Annotated in this window: 13 protein-coding genes; 8 read left to right on the forward strand and 5 right to left on the reverse strand. The window is 57.7% G+C overall.

Annotated elements, in window-relative coordinates:
- Positions 1-14 precede the first annotated feature (14 nt).
- The 3 genes from GO984_RS22160 to GO984_RS22170 all read left to right on the forward strand — a co-directional run bounded on the left by GO984_RS22160 (position 15) and on the right by GO984_RS22170 (position 3,920).
- Positions 15-2,366 carry a glycosyltransferase family 4 protein gene (locus GO984_RS22160; RefSeq protein ID WP_157024721.1) on the forward strand — a complete coding sequence of 784 codons (2,352 nt, stop codon included), beginning with the start codon at positions 15-17 and terminating at the stop codon, positions 2,364-2,366.
- A gap of 143 nt (positions 2,367-2,509) precedes the next feature.
- Positions 2,510-3,250 carry a class I SAM-dependent methyltransferase gene (locus GO984_RS22165; RefSeq protein ID WP_157024722.1) on the forward strand — a complete coding sequence of 247 codons (741 nt, stop codon included), beginning with the start codon at positions 2,510-2,512 and terminating at the stop codon, positions 3,248-3,250.
- 16 nt (positions 3,251-3,266) lie between these two features.
- Positions 3,267-3,920 (forward strand): sulfotransferase family 2 domain-containing protein, encoded by a 654-nt coding sequence (locus GO984_RS22170; RefSeq protein WP_157024723.1) that lies wholly within the window; start codon positions 3,267-3,269, stop codon positions 3,918-3,920.
- Between the two features lie 22 nt (positions 3,921-3,942).
- Here GO984_RS22170 and GO984_RS22175 read toward each other — a convergent pair whose 3' ends face one another.
- The 3 genes from GO984_RS22175 to GO984_RS22185 form a co-directional block, all read right to left on the reverse strand.
- Positions 3,943-4,737 (reverse strand): glycosyltransferase family A protein, encoded by a 795-nt coding sequence (locus GO984_RS22175; RefSeq protein WP_157024724.1) that lies wholly within the window; start codon positions 4,735-4,737, stop codon positions 3,943-3,945.
- Positions 4,718-5,398 carry a class I SAM-dependent methyltransferase gene (locus GO984_RS22180; RefSeq protein ID WP_157024725.1) on the reverse strand — a complete coding sequence of 227 codons (681 nt, stop codon included), beginning with the start codon at positions 5,396-5,398 and terminating at the stop codon, positions 4,718-4,720. Before GO984_RS22180 ends, GO984_RS22175 begins: the two co-directional genes overlap by 20 nt.
- A gap of 79 nt (positions 5,399-5,477) precedes the next feature.
- Positions 5,478-6,242, reverse strand: coding sequence for a glycosyltransferase family 2 protein (locus GO984_RS22185; RefSeq protein ID WP_342448126.1), 765 nt, complete (start codon positions 6,240-6,242; stop codon positions 5,478-5,480).
- A gap of 120 nt (positions 6,243-6,362) precedes the next feature.
- Between GO984_RS22185 and GO984_RS22190 the strand changes: the two genes are divergently transcribed.
- Positions 6,363-7,292, forward strand: coding sequence for an N-acetylneuraminate synthase family protein (locus GO984_RS22190; protein WP_157024726.1), 930 nt, complete (start codon positions 6,363-6,365; stop codon positions 7,290-7,292).
- A 60-nt stretch (positions 7,293-7,352) separates the two neighbouring features.
- Here the strand turns inward: GO984_RS22190 and GO984_RS22195 are convergent, their stop codons facing one another.
- Positions 7,353-8,168 carry an ABC transporter permease gene (locus tag GO984_RS22195; RefSeq protein ID WP_157024727.1) on the reverse strand — a complete coding sequence of 272 codons (816 nt, stop codon included), beginning with the start codon at positions 8,166-8,168 and terminating at the stop codon, positions 7,353-7,355.
- A 72-nt stretch (positions 8,169-8,240) separates the two neighbouring features.
- On the opposite strand from GO984_RS22195, the gene GO984_RS22200 reads away from it, so the two are divergent.
- The 4 genes from GO984_RS22200 (at position 8,241) to GO984_RS22215 (ending at position 14,360) form a co-directional block, all read left to right on the forward strand.
- Entirely contained in the window at positions 8,241-9,656 is a 1,416-nt protein-coding gene (locus GO984_RS22200) for a KpsE/RkpR family capsule polysaccharide export protein (RefSeq protein WP_157024728.1), read from the forward strand.
- A 12-nt stretch (positions 9,657-9,668) separates the two neighbouring features.
- The gene (locus tag GO984_RS22205; protein WP_157024729.1) at positions 9,669-10,331 is read left to right on the forward strand and encodes an ABC transporter ATP-binding protein; all 663 of its coding nucleotides are present in this window, start codon (positions 9,669-9,671) and stop codon (positions 10,329-10,331) included.
- A gap of 137 nt (positions 10,332-10,468) precedes the next feature.
- Positions 10,469-13,024, forward strand: a complete 2,556-nt coding sequence (locus tag GO984_RS22210; RefSeq protein ID WP_157024730.1) for a calcium-binding protein — start codon at positions 10,469-10,471, stop codon at positions 13,022-13,024.
- Positions 13,025-13,115: 91 nt separating this feature from the next.
- Positions 13,116-14,360 carry a glycosyltransferase family 4 protein gene (locus GO984_RS22215; RefSeq protein WP_157024731.1) on the forward strand — a complete coding sequence of 415 codons (1,245 nt, stop codon included), beginning with the start codon at positions 13,116-13,118 and terminating at the stop codon, positions 14,358-14,360.
- Positions 14,361-14,395: 35 nt separating this feature from the next.
- Here GO984_RS22215 and GO984_RS22220 read toward each other — a convergent pair whose 3' ends face one another.
- Positions 14,396-15,409 (reverse strand): replication initiator protein A, encoded by a 1,014-nt coding sequence (locus GO984_RS22220; protein ID WP_157024732.1) that lies wholly within the window; start codon positions 15,407-15,409, stop codon positions 14,396-14,398.
- Between the last annotated feature and the right edge of the window lie 313 nt (positions 15,410-15,722).

Raw genomic sequence — 15,722 nt, forward strand, 5'->3', positions numbered from 1 at the left:
GAGTAGAACACGCCATGCATTCAGAAAATGTAGTCATTGTTGGAAATGGACCCTCTGCCTCTGAGCTGTCTGCAGCCTTGCACTCGATCCCTGAACCCAGAATCATTGTTCGCCTCAACTTCTTTTTCCTGGAGACTGAAAACGCCTATGGCCCTGATGTGGATTATTACTTCTGGGCGGTGAACCGCCCGCGCCTGCATGATGAATTACGCCGGGTGGTTCAGGGAGAGGAGTATAAATTCCACCGGTTTCTATGTCCTGTTCCACTGGATCTTATGGACTACACCGAGGGAAAAGTGAACGCTGACCCCTTCTGGGAGGCAGAGCCCCCGGAAGATCACTGGGCAACAATTGCAAGTGTAAACCCAAACCTGGCCCGGATCTTCATGAGCCGCCCTTTGCCCACGGCCGGACTGCAGGCTCTCGCATATTTTGCCTGTAAGGGGTATTCCGACATCCACCTTTTTGGGATGGATTTTTATCAATCTGCCGACAAGCGATATGCCTATGATATTCCTAAAGATATCGCCAGCGATCTGGGGAGCAAGCACACCACGCCTGGCTATGAGGCCGGTGCGCATTCTCTGGATGGTGATCTGAGTTTCCTGCGGAGCATTTTGCAGGAATATCCACATCTGAATCTGTCTTATAACGGGTACTTTGACAAAATCGGTGACATTCTGGCGGAGCCCCGGCAGCCCTCAGAACACCAGATTTCGGATCTTGGCGGCAAGGCACTTGTCCGTGATCTGACCGGCGACATGATTGACCGGTCTTCCTTTTCCAGACTGCAGGCTGCGTTGAAGAATGCCGAAGACAGGCTGGAAAACATTGAGCAGAAATACGATCAGATCAACACGGATCTGGCACATCTGGATAAGCAATTTTACCAGACAAACGCAGCATTTTACCGGCTTTTTGCAACCGAAGGCATGCCCTACTCTGATGTTTTATGGGTTGTCCATGAGATGTCTTCACTGGCTGGGGTGCACCGGCCACTCAGCGCCTTTCTGGAAACGGCTGACCTTCGCAAACAGGCCCGGCCAAAGGTGATCAACCTGTCCGATCCGGATCGTGTGTCAGTTCGCTACACCGCCGATTATCTGCTCGCCCGCCCACACCGGTTGATCCTGAATTCAGTCGCGTGTTTTGAAGACAGCCGCGTTGAGCTGCTCGTGTCCCGGTCCAAGCAGCGCGCAATTTATTTGCATGAAACAGAATGGACCATTTCAGAGTTCTCCAAAAAGAACCCCAGAGCCTATCAGGTTTTCCGCAGGTTCCTGAAAGATGCGACCGTTTTCTGTGTCTCACAAAAGCAGAAAACCTATGTTGAGGAAAAGCTGGGCGTGCAGAAGGCAGTCCTTGTCTACAATACCGTTGATACCATGTTGTCTTCCTCTCAGCGCAAGATGCGCCGGGCTCTGAGCAAACCAAAAACCGAAGATAGCCCTCTTCGGGTGGGTATGGTTGGGTCCTATCAACCCCGCAAGGGATCACAGCTGTTTACCGCTGTTGCTGAAACCCTGCGCGCGGTGAGCAGCAATATTTCATTTGAGTGGGTCGGTAAGCATCATGCCGGACAGATCAATAAAAACGCCATCACCTTCCATGGGCCAATGCCACCTGAAAAAACCCAGGCCTTCATTGACGATCTTGATGTGCTGTTTCTGCCCTCCTTTGATGACCCACAGCCCCTGGCGGCACTGGAAGCCCTGTCCCGGGGGGTCAAACTGGTCTGTTTTGAAGGCATCGGAACCGCAGAGTGGGTGGCGGGTATTTCCGGCTGCGAGGTCTTTTCCGACTACTCAACAGAGGCGGCCGTCACGGCTCTGGAAGCTGTGATGACTGCGCCATTTGACCATGACGCAGTGGACAGGGCGCTGGCCTCTCACTTCGATCCGGTTACGTTCACCGAGGCGCTGTGTTCAGCATTGGACGATATGGCCCCGGACCACGAGGAGAGCTCCGGGCTTGGAAAAACAATGCGCCAACATTTCAAAAGCCTTGCCAAAGAAAGTGTAATCACCTTCACCCAGCACCGGGACGATCAGGTTTGGGACCAGATTGGCAAACAGGTGGTCAAGCTCCGGGAGGATCCGGGTGATGTGTTGGGGTATTTCCAATTGGCGCGCAGGTTGCAGAGTTGCCAAGAGACTGCGCTGGCGGAGCGGATCCTGCAAATGGCGGTTCGTAACAATGAAGGCAAGGCCTCTGTTGACCGGGAAATGGCCATATATCTGACGGAAGAGGGCCGACCAGCGGAGGCGCTGGAACACGCCCAGAAAGCCGTGGAAGGCAATCCCAAGTCTGCCGCCGCTCAAAAAGTCCTGAAGAGCGTGCAGGACGCCTTGGCAAGAACAGCATAGCCATAACGACAGAGGAGATGGGCACCACATCTGGGGCAATGGGACCCCGAAGCCTTCAGATGTTTGGCATAATTTCACCAGACCAGCCCCGTTGCCACCCCCCATTCGCAACGCCGCCTGGACAGCATGGATTAGAGGTTTGAATGACTGAACAGAAACCAGATTATGTAGGCATTTGTATAGGGTCCGGCGCCTGGACCCACCCGCGTTGGGCCAATCTCGATTATGTGTCAGACGCCTACGCCGACCGGCAGGAACGCGTTGATTATCCCTGCAACCTTTTCAACGACAACTTCCCGGTCGCCGATAGCCTGTATCAGGCCGCGTATCTGTCACATGTTGTGGAACATCTGAGTGACCGGGTGGTGCGGCACACACTCAGCGAAACCTTCCGGGTCCTGAAACCCGGTGGGACCGTGCGTATCGCCTGCCCCGACTTTGATAAGATTGCAGATGCCTATTTTCGCAAGGATGCCGTTTTCTTCTCTCGCTTTGGGTTTGTTAAATTCCACCCGAATGAAAGCCTGCATCAGCGCTTTCTGCGCTGCTTTGCTGCGGGGTATTTGCAGAAGAGCAAATTTGAAGAACTGCCCCGCATGAGTGATGATGATGTCCAGAAGCTGTTCCCCCGGCGAGAGACCGCTTTTGAGGCTGCCGCCTCTCTGGTTGCCAAAATTCCGGAAAGTTATAATAGCTTTAGCCCAGGCACCCACATGAATGTCTGGACCCTGCAAAAGATGCGTAGTCTTCTTTTGGATATCGGCTTTACCGAGGCCTATGGGTCTTGGTGTCAGGGATCACGATCCCGTCACATGGGTCATAAAAAACACTTCGATTTGACCCATCCCTTTATGTCTCTTTACGTAGAAGCCCGCAAAGGCTGAAGAGGAACCAGCCAAAATGAAACCCCTCAAAGTCTTTGTACATCTTCCAAAATGTGGTGGCACCAGTGTTGATGCAAACCTGCGCCACCACTATGGGGACCGGTTTTTTCAATATGTTGGCAAGAAAGACAATATGGCTTTCAAGCAGCATCAAAAGACGGGTTTTCGGAATGTGGAAATCATGACCATTCACAACGGGCTTTTTAAGTACGAGACCGCATTTGAAGGCATAGAAACGTCGTTCTTTTCCGTTTGCAGAGATCCAGTCTCTGCGGCGGTCTCGATGTTCAATTTTGCGACCACGGCAAAACACACGCAGAACTACACACGGGTCAAGGGGCTGGATTTCTGGCAGTTCATGTCCCTCAGCCACAAGATTCCGATCTGGGCACCCAACTTTCAATCTTACTACCTGGCGGGCCAGCGGTCCTGGCAGGCGGTTCAGGCGCGGCTTGTAGCACTGGACTTGAACATGGCAGCTCTGGCTGATCTGAACGCGGTGTATCACGACATGACCGGACACCATATGGACCCGACTCTGGACCGTAATAAATCTGAAAAGCGGCTCAACGCTTCGGATCTGTCGCCAAAAGAACTGTCGATAGTGACTGAGCTGTTTGATGTGGACATGCGCCTGTGGGATCAGGTCATGGCCAAAGGGGATCAATAGGTGTCTCTTTGTTTGGCCCGCCTCAAGCCAGCCAAATAAATCGAATGACGGCCCCCAGCCCCCCCAGCCGTTTGCGGTGGCGCAGCGCGTAGACCAGCCGTATCAGGGGGGCCATGCGGCCAAAAACGCGCGTCAGGACCGCTTGGCGAGCTGGGTTCAACTTTGGATCGACCCAGTTTCCTCCGGTGCTGGCATGGGGGTGAGATCCGGTGGCCACCGGCACTGAGATCCCGGTCAATCCCGCCCTCAGGAGATCGGTGACAAAGACATAATCCTCACCCAACCCGTGGTGTGCGCCCAGACCAAAGTCAGGATCAAAGCGGATCTGCGCCGCCTGCACTGCGGCCCGGCGCACCATGAATTCAGGGGCACAGATCCGGCCGCTGTTGAACCGGGTCAGCGTGACCTGCTCCGCCTTGGCGGGCAGCCGCTCGGTGCGCCAGCCCGCGGCCAGGGCCAGCTGCGGGTCGGTTTTGAAACACTCCGCCAGGGTTTGAATGCCCTGCAGATCCAGTATCATATCGTCATCGGCAAACAGCAGCAGCGCCGTCTCTGCCTGATCCAGCGCCGCATTTCGGCTGTTGGAAAGCCCAATGCCACCCAACAGGACCACCCGCACATCAGACCGATTGGCAAAGACCTCTGCAGCCCCCGCCTGTGGTTGCTGCACCAGGATCAGATAGGTTATTCCGGCACAGGGATCCGGCAGGCGAAGGTGCAGCAGCCCCGCCCCCAGGGTCGATACGGCCACCGTGACATAGTCGGCTGGACAGACCTCGGGGGGCGTCATGACCGGGTCACCGTTTGATACCGGCATAGTTCACCCGCACGTTTTCGCGCCAGCCACCCAGGGCATCCCCTTCGACCAGATTTCCATCGCGACCGCGCAGATCGCGGCGACGCTCGCTATGATCAAACTCGGCATGGACACAGTCGAGCCTGTCAAACAGCGATTTCAGCCCCTCTGCGGAATAGCGCCAGTAGTCGATCGGACAGGGATGATAGCGCCAGGCGAACAGCGTGCTGTGCATGGTGACCCCCCCGGGCTTCAGCAAACGCTGAATTTCCTGGGCTGCCAACCAGGGCTTATCAATATGTTCAAAGACATCCAGGCTGAAGATGAAATCATAGCTTTCATCCGGAATATGCGGGCAATGGGTGATATTGCCCACCGCCACCTCGACCTCAGCCCCCGGCGCATCCTGCAGGTCCAGCGCATGATAGGTGAAGCTGGGGAAATCCGCTTTGCGCGGATTGAGACGTCCGCCAATCTCCAGCATGGTGCCACCGCTGCAGCCCCCCTCCCCCAGCGCGGCCTCAGCAACGGACTGAATTCGCTCCCAGCGCGGCACCGCCTCTTGCCAGGCCAGACGGCTGGCTTTGATCTGTTCGAGAGTGTTGACGGCCGAAGATGTCACCACACGGTTCGGATTGCGAAACCCCTGAACCGCGGCGCGCAGACGTCGTTTAAAGCTCATGCAATCCTCTTTTTGTCACCGCGCCATTAAACCATAGCAGGATCTTAGCCTCGATCACTATCCCTTCCAACCAATGGTATTACCCACGGCGCAGGCGGCGCAGCAGGTGATTGGACATATACCAGGCCGATTGCAGGCCCGAGAGCCCCAGGTACTGATGATACAGCTGCCAGGTTGCCTGCATCGCCCGGCCGCGCGGCGCGCTGAGCGATGCCGCCCGCACATGATGCACTGCCAGAGGCTGGTTCAGCCCATATGCCCGATCGCAGCGCGCCAGCAGATCCAGCCAGAGTGCAAAATCCTGACGCAGACGCAGAGGCGGCATTTCCACCGTTCCAAAGTATTTCCGGTCATAAATAGCCGTCAGGCAGCCGATCACATTGCCCTTCAAAAGCGCCTGCCGGGTGACACATCCGGGCACCCGCACCTGATGGCACTGGCGGCCGCGTTGCCGCCAGAACCCGGTATAGCTGAACACCGCCCCCTGTGCCCGCATGAAAGCCAATTGCCGGCTGAGCTTGTCCGGCAGCCATTCGTCATCAGCATCCAAAAAAGCCAGATAGCGCCCCCTTGCCGCGCGAATGCCGGTGTTGCGCGCCGCAGCGGCCCCGGTATTCCCCAGTTGGCGTATCACGTCAACTCTCGCGTAGCGTGTGGACAGTGTTTCGCAGATCTCAGCTGAGCCATCCGTGGATCCATCCTCAACCAAAAGCAGCTCCCAGTCTTCCCAGTCCTGTAACCGCACCGACTCCACCGCCCGTTTCAAGGTCTTAGCTGCATTAAAAACAGGCATAACCACCGAAACCGTACAGGATGGGAATTGAGATGTTTTATTGATTTTCACGGAATCTCTTTCTGAATTGAAATGAGTCTACATAGGGCTACTTTCGCATAAGTGGATTGCCTGCACTGCTATGGTGCAGGGGCAATGGTTGACGATCACAGACTACGTTGGAGAGACCTCATGACCGAAGTAAAATCCCCCGTAAAAGTTATTGCAGAAATTGGATGCAACCATAAAGGCGATATAGAAATCGCCAAGGAACTCATCCGTGTTGCGGCACATGTCTGCAAAGCAGATATTGCGAAATTTCAAAAAAGACACAATTTAGAGTTGTTAACGCCAAATCAATACAACACGCCACACCCCAACCCGGCCAATTCTTATGGCGATACCTATGGGGCGCACCGCGAATTTCTGGAACTTAATACCGATCAGCACAAAGAGCTCATCGAATGCTGTACTGAAAACGGCATTGCCTATTCGACCAGTGTCTGGGACCTGTCATCAGCCAAAGCAATGGCAGCGTTGAATCCCCCATTGCTCAAAATTCCCTCAGCCACCAACCAGCACTATGATCTGCAGGGGTACCTCTGCGAGCAATATTCCGGCGAAATCCACGTCTCCACCGGTATGTCCACGGGTCAGGAAATCGTCGATCTGGTGAAGTTTTATGCCGACCGTGGCCGCGCCAAAGATCTGGTGGTCTACAGTTGCACCTCGGGCTACCCAGTAGCGTTTGAGGACATCTGCCTGTTTGAAATCCGCAACCTGATGGAAAAATTTGGCACCACCGTCAAAGGGATCGGCTTTTCTGGTCATCACCTAGGCATTTCCGCTGACGTTGCAGCGCTGGCCGTGGGGCGGGCGATGCAGGCGGAGGGCAAAGGTGAATTCACTCATATCGAACGCCACTTCACCCTGGACCGGACCTGGAAAGGAACCGACCACGCCGCCAGCCTCGAACCGGATGGATTGCGCCGCCTGTGCCGGGACCTGAAACATGTGGATGCGGCGTTGGCCTATAAAGGGCAGGAAATCCTGGCCGTTGAACAGGTCCAGCGCGACAAGCTGAAGTGGGTCAAGGAAGAGCACATGACAGCCGCTCAGTAACCGGGGCGAAACGGCTGAAACACCCAGGCCGTGCCCCAAGGGGCGCCGCCTTTTTAGACCTCATTTGTACAGGATATCCTTGCTGAACCGACGCAGCAGCAGCACCCCGAAAAACAGTGGGATCGTTCCCACCAAGGCAACATAAGTTAGGGAAATATGAGTAGGATCGTAGCTGGAATAAAACCCTGTCCGCATCAGTCCGGTGAGATGAATCAATGGATTATACCACAGGACCTGTTGCGCAAAATGCGGCAGGTCTTCGTAGGTGTAAAACACACCGGACACCAACATCAAAGGCCGCGTGGCAATGGTCCAGACCGTCTTATAGACTGGAAAAGAGAACGTCATGTAGGCATTGAAGGTGCCTATTCCCACCGCCAGCAGGATTGTCATGGCATAGGTTTTGAGGATCGGATTAAAGTCCAGGATGGCCCGGATATCTTCGATTACAAAGATGCTGGTCAGGATGATGGCCGAGACCATGATCTGGGTGAGCACCGCCAGAATGATCCGGGCCACCAGCGTATCCACATAGGTGACCCGCGGATAGGCCAGCAAAGATTGGTTGAAGGAAATGGCCCCACTTGCAGCCGTTGCCAGCTCCTGAAACAGACGCAGCACCAAAAACCCGGTTGCATAAAACAGCAGAAAGCTGGTGCCCAGAGAAGGCGAGCGCAGCAGCACAGAAAACGCCATAGTCAGCATGACGATCATCGCCACCGGCTGCAGGATTGCCCAGATGTAACCGCCGGGAGAGCGCCCATAGCTGGTCGACATTTCCCGCAGGATAAGCGCCACAACCGCCCGAGCACCCCGATAGCGCAGATTTGGCTGGGAGGGTGTCTGAACTTTTGAACTTTGCGCTGTCCGTGTCATGAGCACTGCTCCTTTCACACAGCCTGTAAAATCAGATACGATAATCAGGAAACAATCTTTTGGACCACAGACTTGGCTGATAATCAATCAAATCCTAGCGTCTCAGAGCCGGCCACTGGTGATAAAGCCAAGCGGCGTCCCAAAGCTGAGGCTCTCTCTCAGGTCGCAGCAGCCAATTCGACAACCCCTGCGCCCCCCGCCAAACCAAAGCCCGTTGCAGGCCCAAAACCGGTCAAGGGTAAACCCAAACCCAAAGCCAAACCAGCGGCTGAGACCAGACCGCTCCCCAAGCCAAAACCAACCCCGAAGGCAAAACCAGCCCCAAAACCAAAACCCGTGGTTCCGGCCCCCGATCCGGTCTATGCCCCGGCCCGGCCAGCCCGCTCAAAGCGCCGCCATGGGATGTTGCTGATCAGCTTTGTGCTGTTTGTGCTCTTGCCGGTGGCCGTTACCGGCGCCTACCTGTGGACCCGCGCGGTGGATCAGTTCACCTCCAGCGTCGGCTTTACCGTGCGCCGCGAAGAGGCTCCCTCGGCGGTGGACCTGCTGGGCGGGTTGAGCAAACTCTCTGGCGCCAGTTCGTCCGACAGCGACATCCTGTTTGAATATATCCAGTCCCAGGGCATGATCGAAAGGGTTGATCAGATCCTTGATCTGCGCAGTCTGTACAGCCGCCATTACGAAATCGATCCGGTGTTTTCCCTGGCGCCCGATGCCACCATCGAAGATCTGGTTGGCTATTGGCAGCGGATGGTGCTGATTTCTTATGCCCCCGGCACCGGGCTGATCGAACTGAAAGTGCTGGCCTTTACCCCAGACGAGGCCAAGGCCATTGCCAACGTGATCTTCCGGCAGGGGTCGCAGATGATCAACCGACTCTCAGCCATCGCCCGTGAAGACGCCACCCGCTATGCCAGCGAAGAGCTGGACGGCGCTGTTGAGCAGCTGAAAGACGCCCGTCAGGCGATGACCGCCTTTCGTTCACGCACCCAGATTGTCGACCCCAGCGCCAATATTCAGCTGCAGATGGGGTTGTTGACCACCCTGCAGCAGCAGCTGGGCACCGAACTGATTGATTATGATCTCTTGCTGACCAGTGTGCGCGCCACTGACCCGCGCCTGCAGCAGTCACAGCAGCGGATCAATGCCATCCGCGAGCGGATCCGTCAGGAACGCGAGAAATTTGGCGGTGGCGGCGACGCAGCTGGGGGGCAGGATTACCCAACCCTGGTGGCCGAATTCGAACGGCTCAGCGTTGATCGCCACTTTGCCGAACAAAAATATACCGCCGCCCTGTCAAACTATGATGCGGCCCTGGCCGAAGCCCAGCGACAAAGCCGCTACCTCGCCGCCTATCTGCAGCCCACATTGGCCCAAAGCGCCGAATATCCCCGCCGTATTTTGCTATTGGGACTGACCGCACTGTTCCTGCTGATTGGCTGGAGCACGCTGGCCCTGATCTATTATTCACTGCGGGACCGGCGCTGATAGGACGGGTTGATGATTGTTCTGGAAAACCTGACCAAAAGCTTCCCCACCCCAAACGGGCGCAAATTTGTCGCCCGTGACGTCAACATGAGCATTCCCAATGGGGTGTCTCTGGGGCTGTTGGGCCGCAACGGAGCGGGGAAATCAACCATGCTGCAGATGATATCCGGCAATATGAACCCGGATTCCGGTCAAATCCACTCCACCGGGCATGTCTCCTTCCCGGTCGGGTTTGCCGGCAGCTTTCACCGCGACCTGACCGGCGCCCAGAACGCCCGCTTTGTGGCGCGGATCTACGGCGTCGATACCGATGAGATGTTGGATTTTGTCGCCGATTTTGCCGCGCTGGATGGGCATCTATACATGCCGGTGCGCAGCTATTCCTCGGGGATGCGCTCACGACTGGCCTTTGGCATTTCGATGGCGCTGCACTTTGACACCTATCTGGTGGACGAGGTCACCTCGGTGGGGGACAGCGCCTTTCGCCGCAAAAGCGCTGCCATATTCAAAGCCCGGATGCAGAATGCCAACGCCATCGTGGTGACCCATTCGCTGATTGAAGTGCGCAACCTGTGTAATGCTGGCGCGGTGCTGGAGAATGGCTATGTAACCTATTTCGATGATGTCGAAGAGGCCATTGCACTGCATGTCAGCAATATGAAGAGCAGTCGCTGATCCCGGTTTGTTCATGGTATTGCCTAAAATTAGGAAACAATCCTCCGCATAACCCCCTTTTTGGCCACATATTGGCCACAGCAAATTCTCCCTGATCCCACAGCCTCTGCCCTGGGTTTATGAGTGAGTAGGGTAGGATGACGCGTTTTTCCGTTTTGGGGCATAGCGCCCTGGGGGCCGGGGTGCAGTCCGCAGCCGCACCGGTACTGGTGGCAGATATTAATGGCAGCACAGTTGCGCTGCATGACGGGGCCAGCGAGGCGGTGCATATCTTCCAGCGTTCGGGCAGCGGGCTGCGCCTGGATGAAAGCCTGTATGAGACCGCAGGCTACAGCTCTGCCACCCTTGGCAGCCGCAGCCTGTCACTGGAAACGGCACATCTGGACCGCCTGGCACCAACCGACGGGGTGGGCCGGTCGGAAACATTTTACTCCGGTCAATCCGGGTTTGCCGGCGACCGCGCCTGTTTTCTGCAGACCGAAGTGGCGGGGCAGCAGATCTATGTGGGTGCCTGTGCTGGACAGAACGGATTACAAAGTTTCAGCCGGGCGGCGGACGGATCCCTGCAGCAGCTGCGCTGGCGCGGCGACACGACCGGCAGCTATGCCGCCGAGGTGGTGGCCATGGTCAGTCTCGATTTCGAGGGCCGGCACCTGGTGTTTACCGCCTCGCAAGGGGATTCCGGACTGAGCAGCTATACGCTCGACAGCCAGGGACGGATGCGGCTGCGCAGCAGTCTGGGGGCCGACGAAGGTCTGGGCATCAGCCAGCCCTCAACCCTGCTGGTGGCCGAGGCGGGCGGCCGTCAGATGCTGCTGCTGGGGGCCGCAGGCACGGGCACAATTTCAGTGATTGAGGCCGCGGCCGATGGCAGCCTGACCCTGCTGGATCATATCAGCGATACCCGTGACAGCCGCTTTGGCGGCATCGCAGTGATGGAGACCATCAGCCAGGGCAGCTGGAGCTTTGTGGTGGCCGGCGGCAGCGATGATGGGCTGTCTCTGTTTGCCCTCCTGCCCAGTGGCCGGTTGCTGCTGCTGGACAGTCTGGCGGATCGCGATGATCTGGGGCTGGCCAATGTCAACGGATTGGCCCTGGCCATGGTGGGCACAGAGCTACATGTCTTTGCCAGTTCAGAAACCGAGCCTGGCCTCACCCATCTGAGCATCGATACCGCTGCAGGCGAAGTGCTGCAGGGCCCCAGTGGCTCCGGTCTGCTGCAAGGCACCAGCGGTGACGACATTCTGATCGATGGCACCGGCCGCGACACCCTGGATGGCGGCGCAGGGGCAGATCTGTTTGTGCTGGAGCATGAGGGGGAGCGCAACACCCTCCGCAACTTCGACCCTGAAACTGATCGCATTGATCTGGCGGCCTGGACCGGGCTGTATTCAGTGGCCCAGCTGTCCATTACCACCACCGCCACCGGCGCCGTGATCCGCTTTGGCAGCAATCGGATTGACCTGCTGACGGCAGATGGATCCGCCCTGGCCTATGAGGATTTTATCCTCAGGGATATTCTGGGTCTTTACCGCCCCGCCCTGCCCACTGCGCCACCGCTGGACCTGAATGGGTCCGCCGCCCACGAACAATTGGTCGGGGCGGCGGGCGCGGACACAATCCAGGCTGGCGGCGGCGGCGACAGCCTGTTTGGCCAGGGCGGCAACGACAGCCTGGCGGGCGAAGGGGGTGATGACGCCCTGTTCGGCGGCACTGGCAATGATCATCTGGAAGGGGGCAATGGCAGCGATCATCTGGCCGGTGAGGACGGGCAGGACAGTCTGTTTGGCGGCGGCGGCCACGACAGCCTCGACGGTGGCCATGGCAACGACAGCCTGGAAGGCGGCACCGGCCATGACAGTCTGGACGGCGGCGCGGGCCATGACACCCTCGGGGGGGGCAGCTCTTATGACATCCTGCGGGGTAACCTTGGCGATGACCTGCTGATCGGCGGTACTGGTGATGACACCCTGTATGGGGGCGAGGGCCATGACACCCTGTTTGGCAATACCGCGCGTGATACGCTCTATGGGGAAGGGGGCAATGACTATATCAGTTCGGGTGACGGGGTGGATTATGTCGAAGGTGGTGCGGGCAATGACACTCTGTTTGGCAGATCGGGCTGGGACAGCCTGAATGGCGGCGCGGGCAATGATCTGCTCTATGGCAGCGAAGGGGATGACAGCCTCAGCGGTGGCACGGGTGACGACTGGTTGTCGGGGGGATCGGCCTGGGATCTGCTCTATGGCAACAGCGGCAATGATACGCTCTATGGCAACTTCGGATCAGATCAACTGTCCGGCGGGACGGGTCTGGACGAATTGTACGGCGGCACCGGCGATGACAGTCTGACCGGCCATGGCGGCAATGATACGTTGCTGGGCAATCAGGGGGTCGACTGGCTGGATGGTGGCGCGGGCAATGACCTGCTGCGCGGCGGCACCCAGCGCGATATCTTTGTCTTTGGCAGCGGGTATGACCGTGATGAAATCAACGATTTTGAAATTCAGGGGGATCAGCTGATGTTCTCCACCAGCCTGACAGAAGGGCTAAGCGATGCGGGTGACATCCTGGAAACCTATGGCCGGATCACCAGTTCGGGGGTGCGTTTTGACTTTGGCGGTGGCGATGTGCTGACCCTGTCGAACCTCAGCAGCCTGACCGGATTGGAAGGCGCAATTGACACTTTCTGACCCGCCCCGGCCCCCTGCCCGCTTGCGCCCGGCGATCTCGCAGGTCATGCATGAATGATATTTGCAGGCAGGTAACCAACAGGCGCAGCCCATGAAGTTTCTTTTTGTCCATCAGAACATGCCCGGCCAATACCGCGAGCTGGTGCCCTGGCTGGTGGCACAGGGTGGCCATGACATTGTCTTTCTCACCCAGCGCAAGGGGGTCCAGCTGCCCGGCGTCACCACGGTGACCTACAGCCCACATCACCAGCCCGCCAAAGAGGCCTATGGATTGTCCAAAGACTGGGAGGCCGCCGCCGGGACCGGGCTGGGGGCCGCGATGGCGATGCGCCAGCTGGAACAGGATCAGGGCTTTAAGCCGGATATCATCATCGGCCACACCGGCTGGGGGGAGCTGCTGTTTGCCAAGGAGATCTGGCCCGATGTGCCGGTGATTGGCTTCTTTGAATATTTCTACCGCACCACAGGGGGCATTGTCGGATTTGATCCCGACAGCCCCGTCAATGATCAGGCCGGTTTTTTTGCCCAGGCCCGCAATGCAGTGCCCAATGCCAGCTTTCAGGCGGTGGATCTGGGCCATTGTCCCACCTACTGGCAGCGCGACCGTTTTCCCAAAAGCTTTCACTCCAACATCTACGTGCGCCATGATGGCATTCGCAGCGACCGATTGGTGCCCAACCCTGAGGTTTCGGTGGGATTGGGTCGGCTGGGGGCCCCCCTCACCCGCGAGGATGAGGTGGTGACCTATATCGCCCGCAACATGGAACGCACCCGCGGTTTCCACATCATGATGCGCGCCCTGCCTGAAATCCTGTCCCGCCGCCCCAAGGCGCGGGTGCTGATGATCGGTGGTAACGAAACGTCTTATGGCGCTGAAAGCAAACACCCCGGCGGCCTGCGCGGCGAGATGGAGGCCGAACTGGGTGACAGAGTCGACTGGGGTCGGGTGCATTTTCTGGGCCGGGTGCCCTATGACGACCTGAACCGGATCATCCAGCTCAGCCGCTGTCATATCTATCTGACCATGCCCTTTGTGCTCAGCTGGTCGCTGCTTGAGGCGATGTCGATGCAGGCCACCGTGGTGGCGGCAGATGTCGCCCCGGTGCGCGAGGCGGTGACCCATGGTGAAACCGGTATGCTGGTGGATTTCTTTCAGCCGCAGGCGCTGGCGGATCAGGTGGTGGATGTGCTGGCCAATCCCAAAGCCTATGCCCACCTCGGCGCCGCCGCCCGCACCCAAGTGCTGGAAACCTACGATTTTCACAGCCGCTGCCTGCCCGATCACATCGCCCAGATCAACGCACTTGTGCCTGCTGCAAAACGGATCATCCTGTAAAAAGGCTCAGGGCTGGGCCCTCGCCGCCGTGGGTGCTAAGAACCGAGGCGCTTTTTCACCCAGCCCAGAAACGCCGCATCCGGCGCCCGCAGTTTGGGGGAGCCGGACCGGGCCCACATGCCGCGCCAGTCGGCCTCCAGCGCATAGACATCGGCACCAGGGATCAGCGCCCGGGCCTGCTCCAATGTCTCGGGGCGCAGGCTGGGCGGCATCGCGCCCGGACGTTCTACCACGGTGTGTTTCTGGCTGAACCGGATCAGATCTCCGGGTTGTTCCTCCAGCGCATAGTCCGGCAGCGGCTGCGCCGCGATCATATCACGCAGCATCTTGCGAAACACCCGGCGTGGACTGGCCGATCCGGATTTTTTCAGCAGGGTGTCCACCGACACTGTCCAGCTTTGCTGGCGGCCACAGTGTTTACGGCTAAGCTCGTAGATCCGCCGCTCCAGCGGTTTTCGCAAAGAAAAATAGTCGCGGCTCAGGGTCAGCACCGCATTGGACATCACCGCCTGATACAGCCAGTCCGACAGGGTCACCGCCACATGGGTCATCCGCCCTGCGCCGCGCCCCGAGCGGCTGCGGCGGACAATTTCCCAGCTTTCAATCAAGCCAAACCCCTTGGTGACCTCCACCCCGCCCGTGGCGATATTGGTGGTGATCCGGGTGCCGGCCAGCCGTTCAAACGCCTCACGCAGACGGCGATAGGCATCCCCCGAGGTTTCGCGATTGGTGGCCATCAGCAGGTCATGGGCTTTCAGATGCAGGGTGCGGCTGATCTGCCGCCCGGCATTCAGCGCCGCCATCAGCTGACTGATGCAAAAGATCAGAATGTCCTTGTCGTGGATTGTCGCCAATCCCTTGACCGAAGGCGTCACGGTGATCTGTGTGCCCTTGTGCTCGTAATTCAGAATGCGCCGATCTGGTCGGGTCGCCAGCGAGAACAACGGATGCTCCATCGAGGCCAGATCGTTTTTGGGGATGGCCCCAAACACATCGCAGAGGAAAAATTCTCCCTGCCCTTCCGACGGGCCTGCCAGCGTTGCGCTCATGATGGATCCCTGCCCGATCTGCCCGACCCCCATCTTGATACATGCCGCGGGGTGACTCGGTTTCGTGGTTTTAGTGACACCCACCCTAGGGTTATCCACAGGAGGGCACAACGGGGGTTCGGAGTCACCTTATCGGGGGTTCAGAGTCACTTTAACGTGGTTTTAGATTCACTCCGACCTCAACAAAGGCCAAAAGATCCTTTGAATAAAACCCTTTGTGGATCTCGTCCGCGCCCTTAACTATAAATAACTAAATATTAACTACACAAAAAATCTTCAAACCTCCAAATTTATACCTCCAGCCTTGCTGCAA

Source organism: Parasedimentitalea huanghaiensis (assembly GCF_009753675.1).
GTDB classification, from domain to species: domain Bacteria; phylum Pseudomonadota; class Alphaproteobacteria; order Rhodobacterales; family Rhodobacteraceae; genus Parasedimentitalea; species Parasedimentitalea huanghaiensis.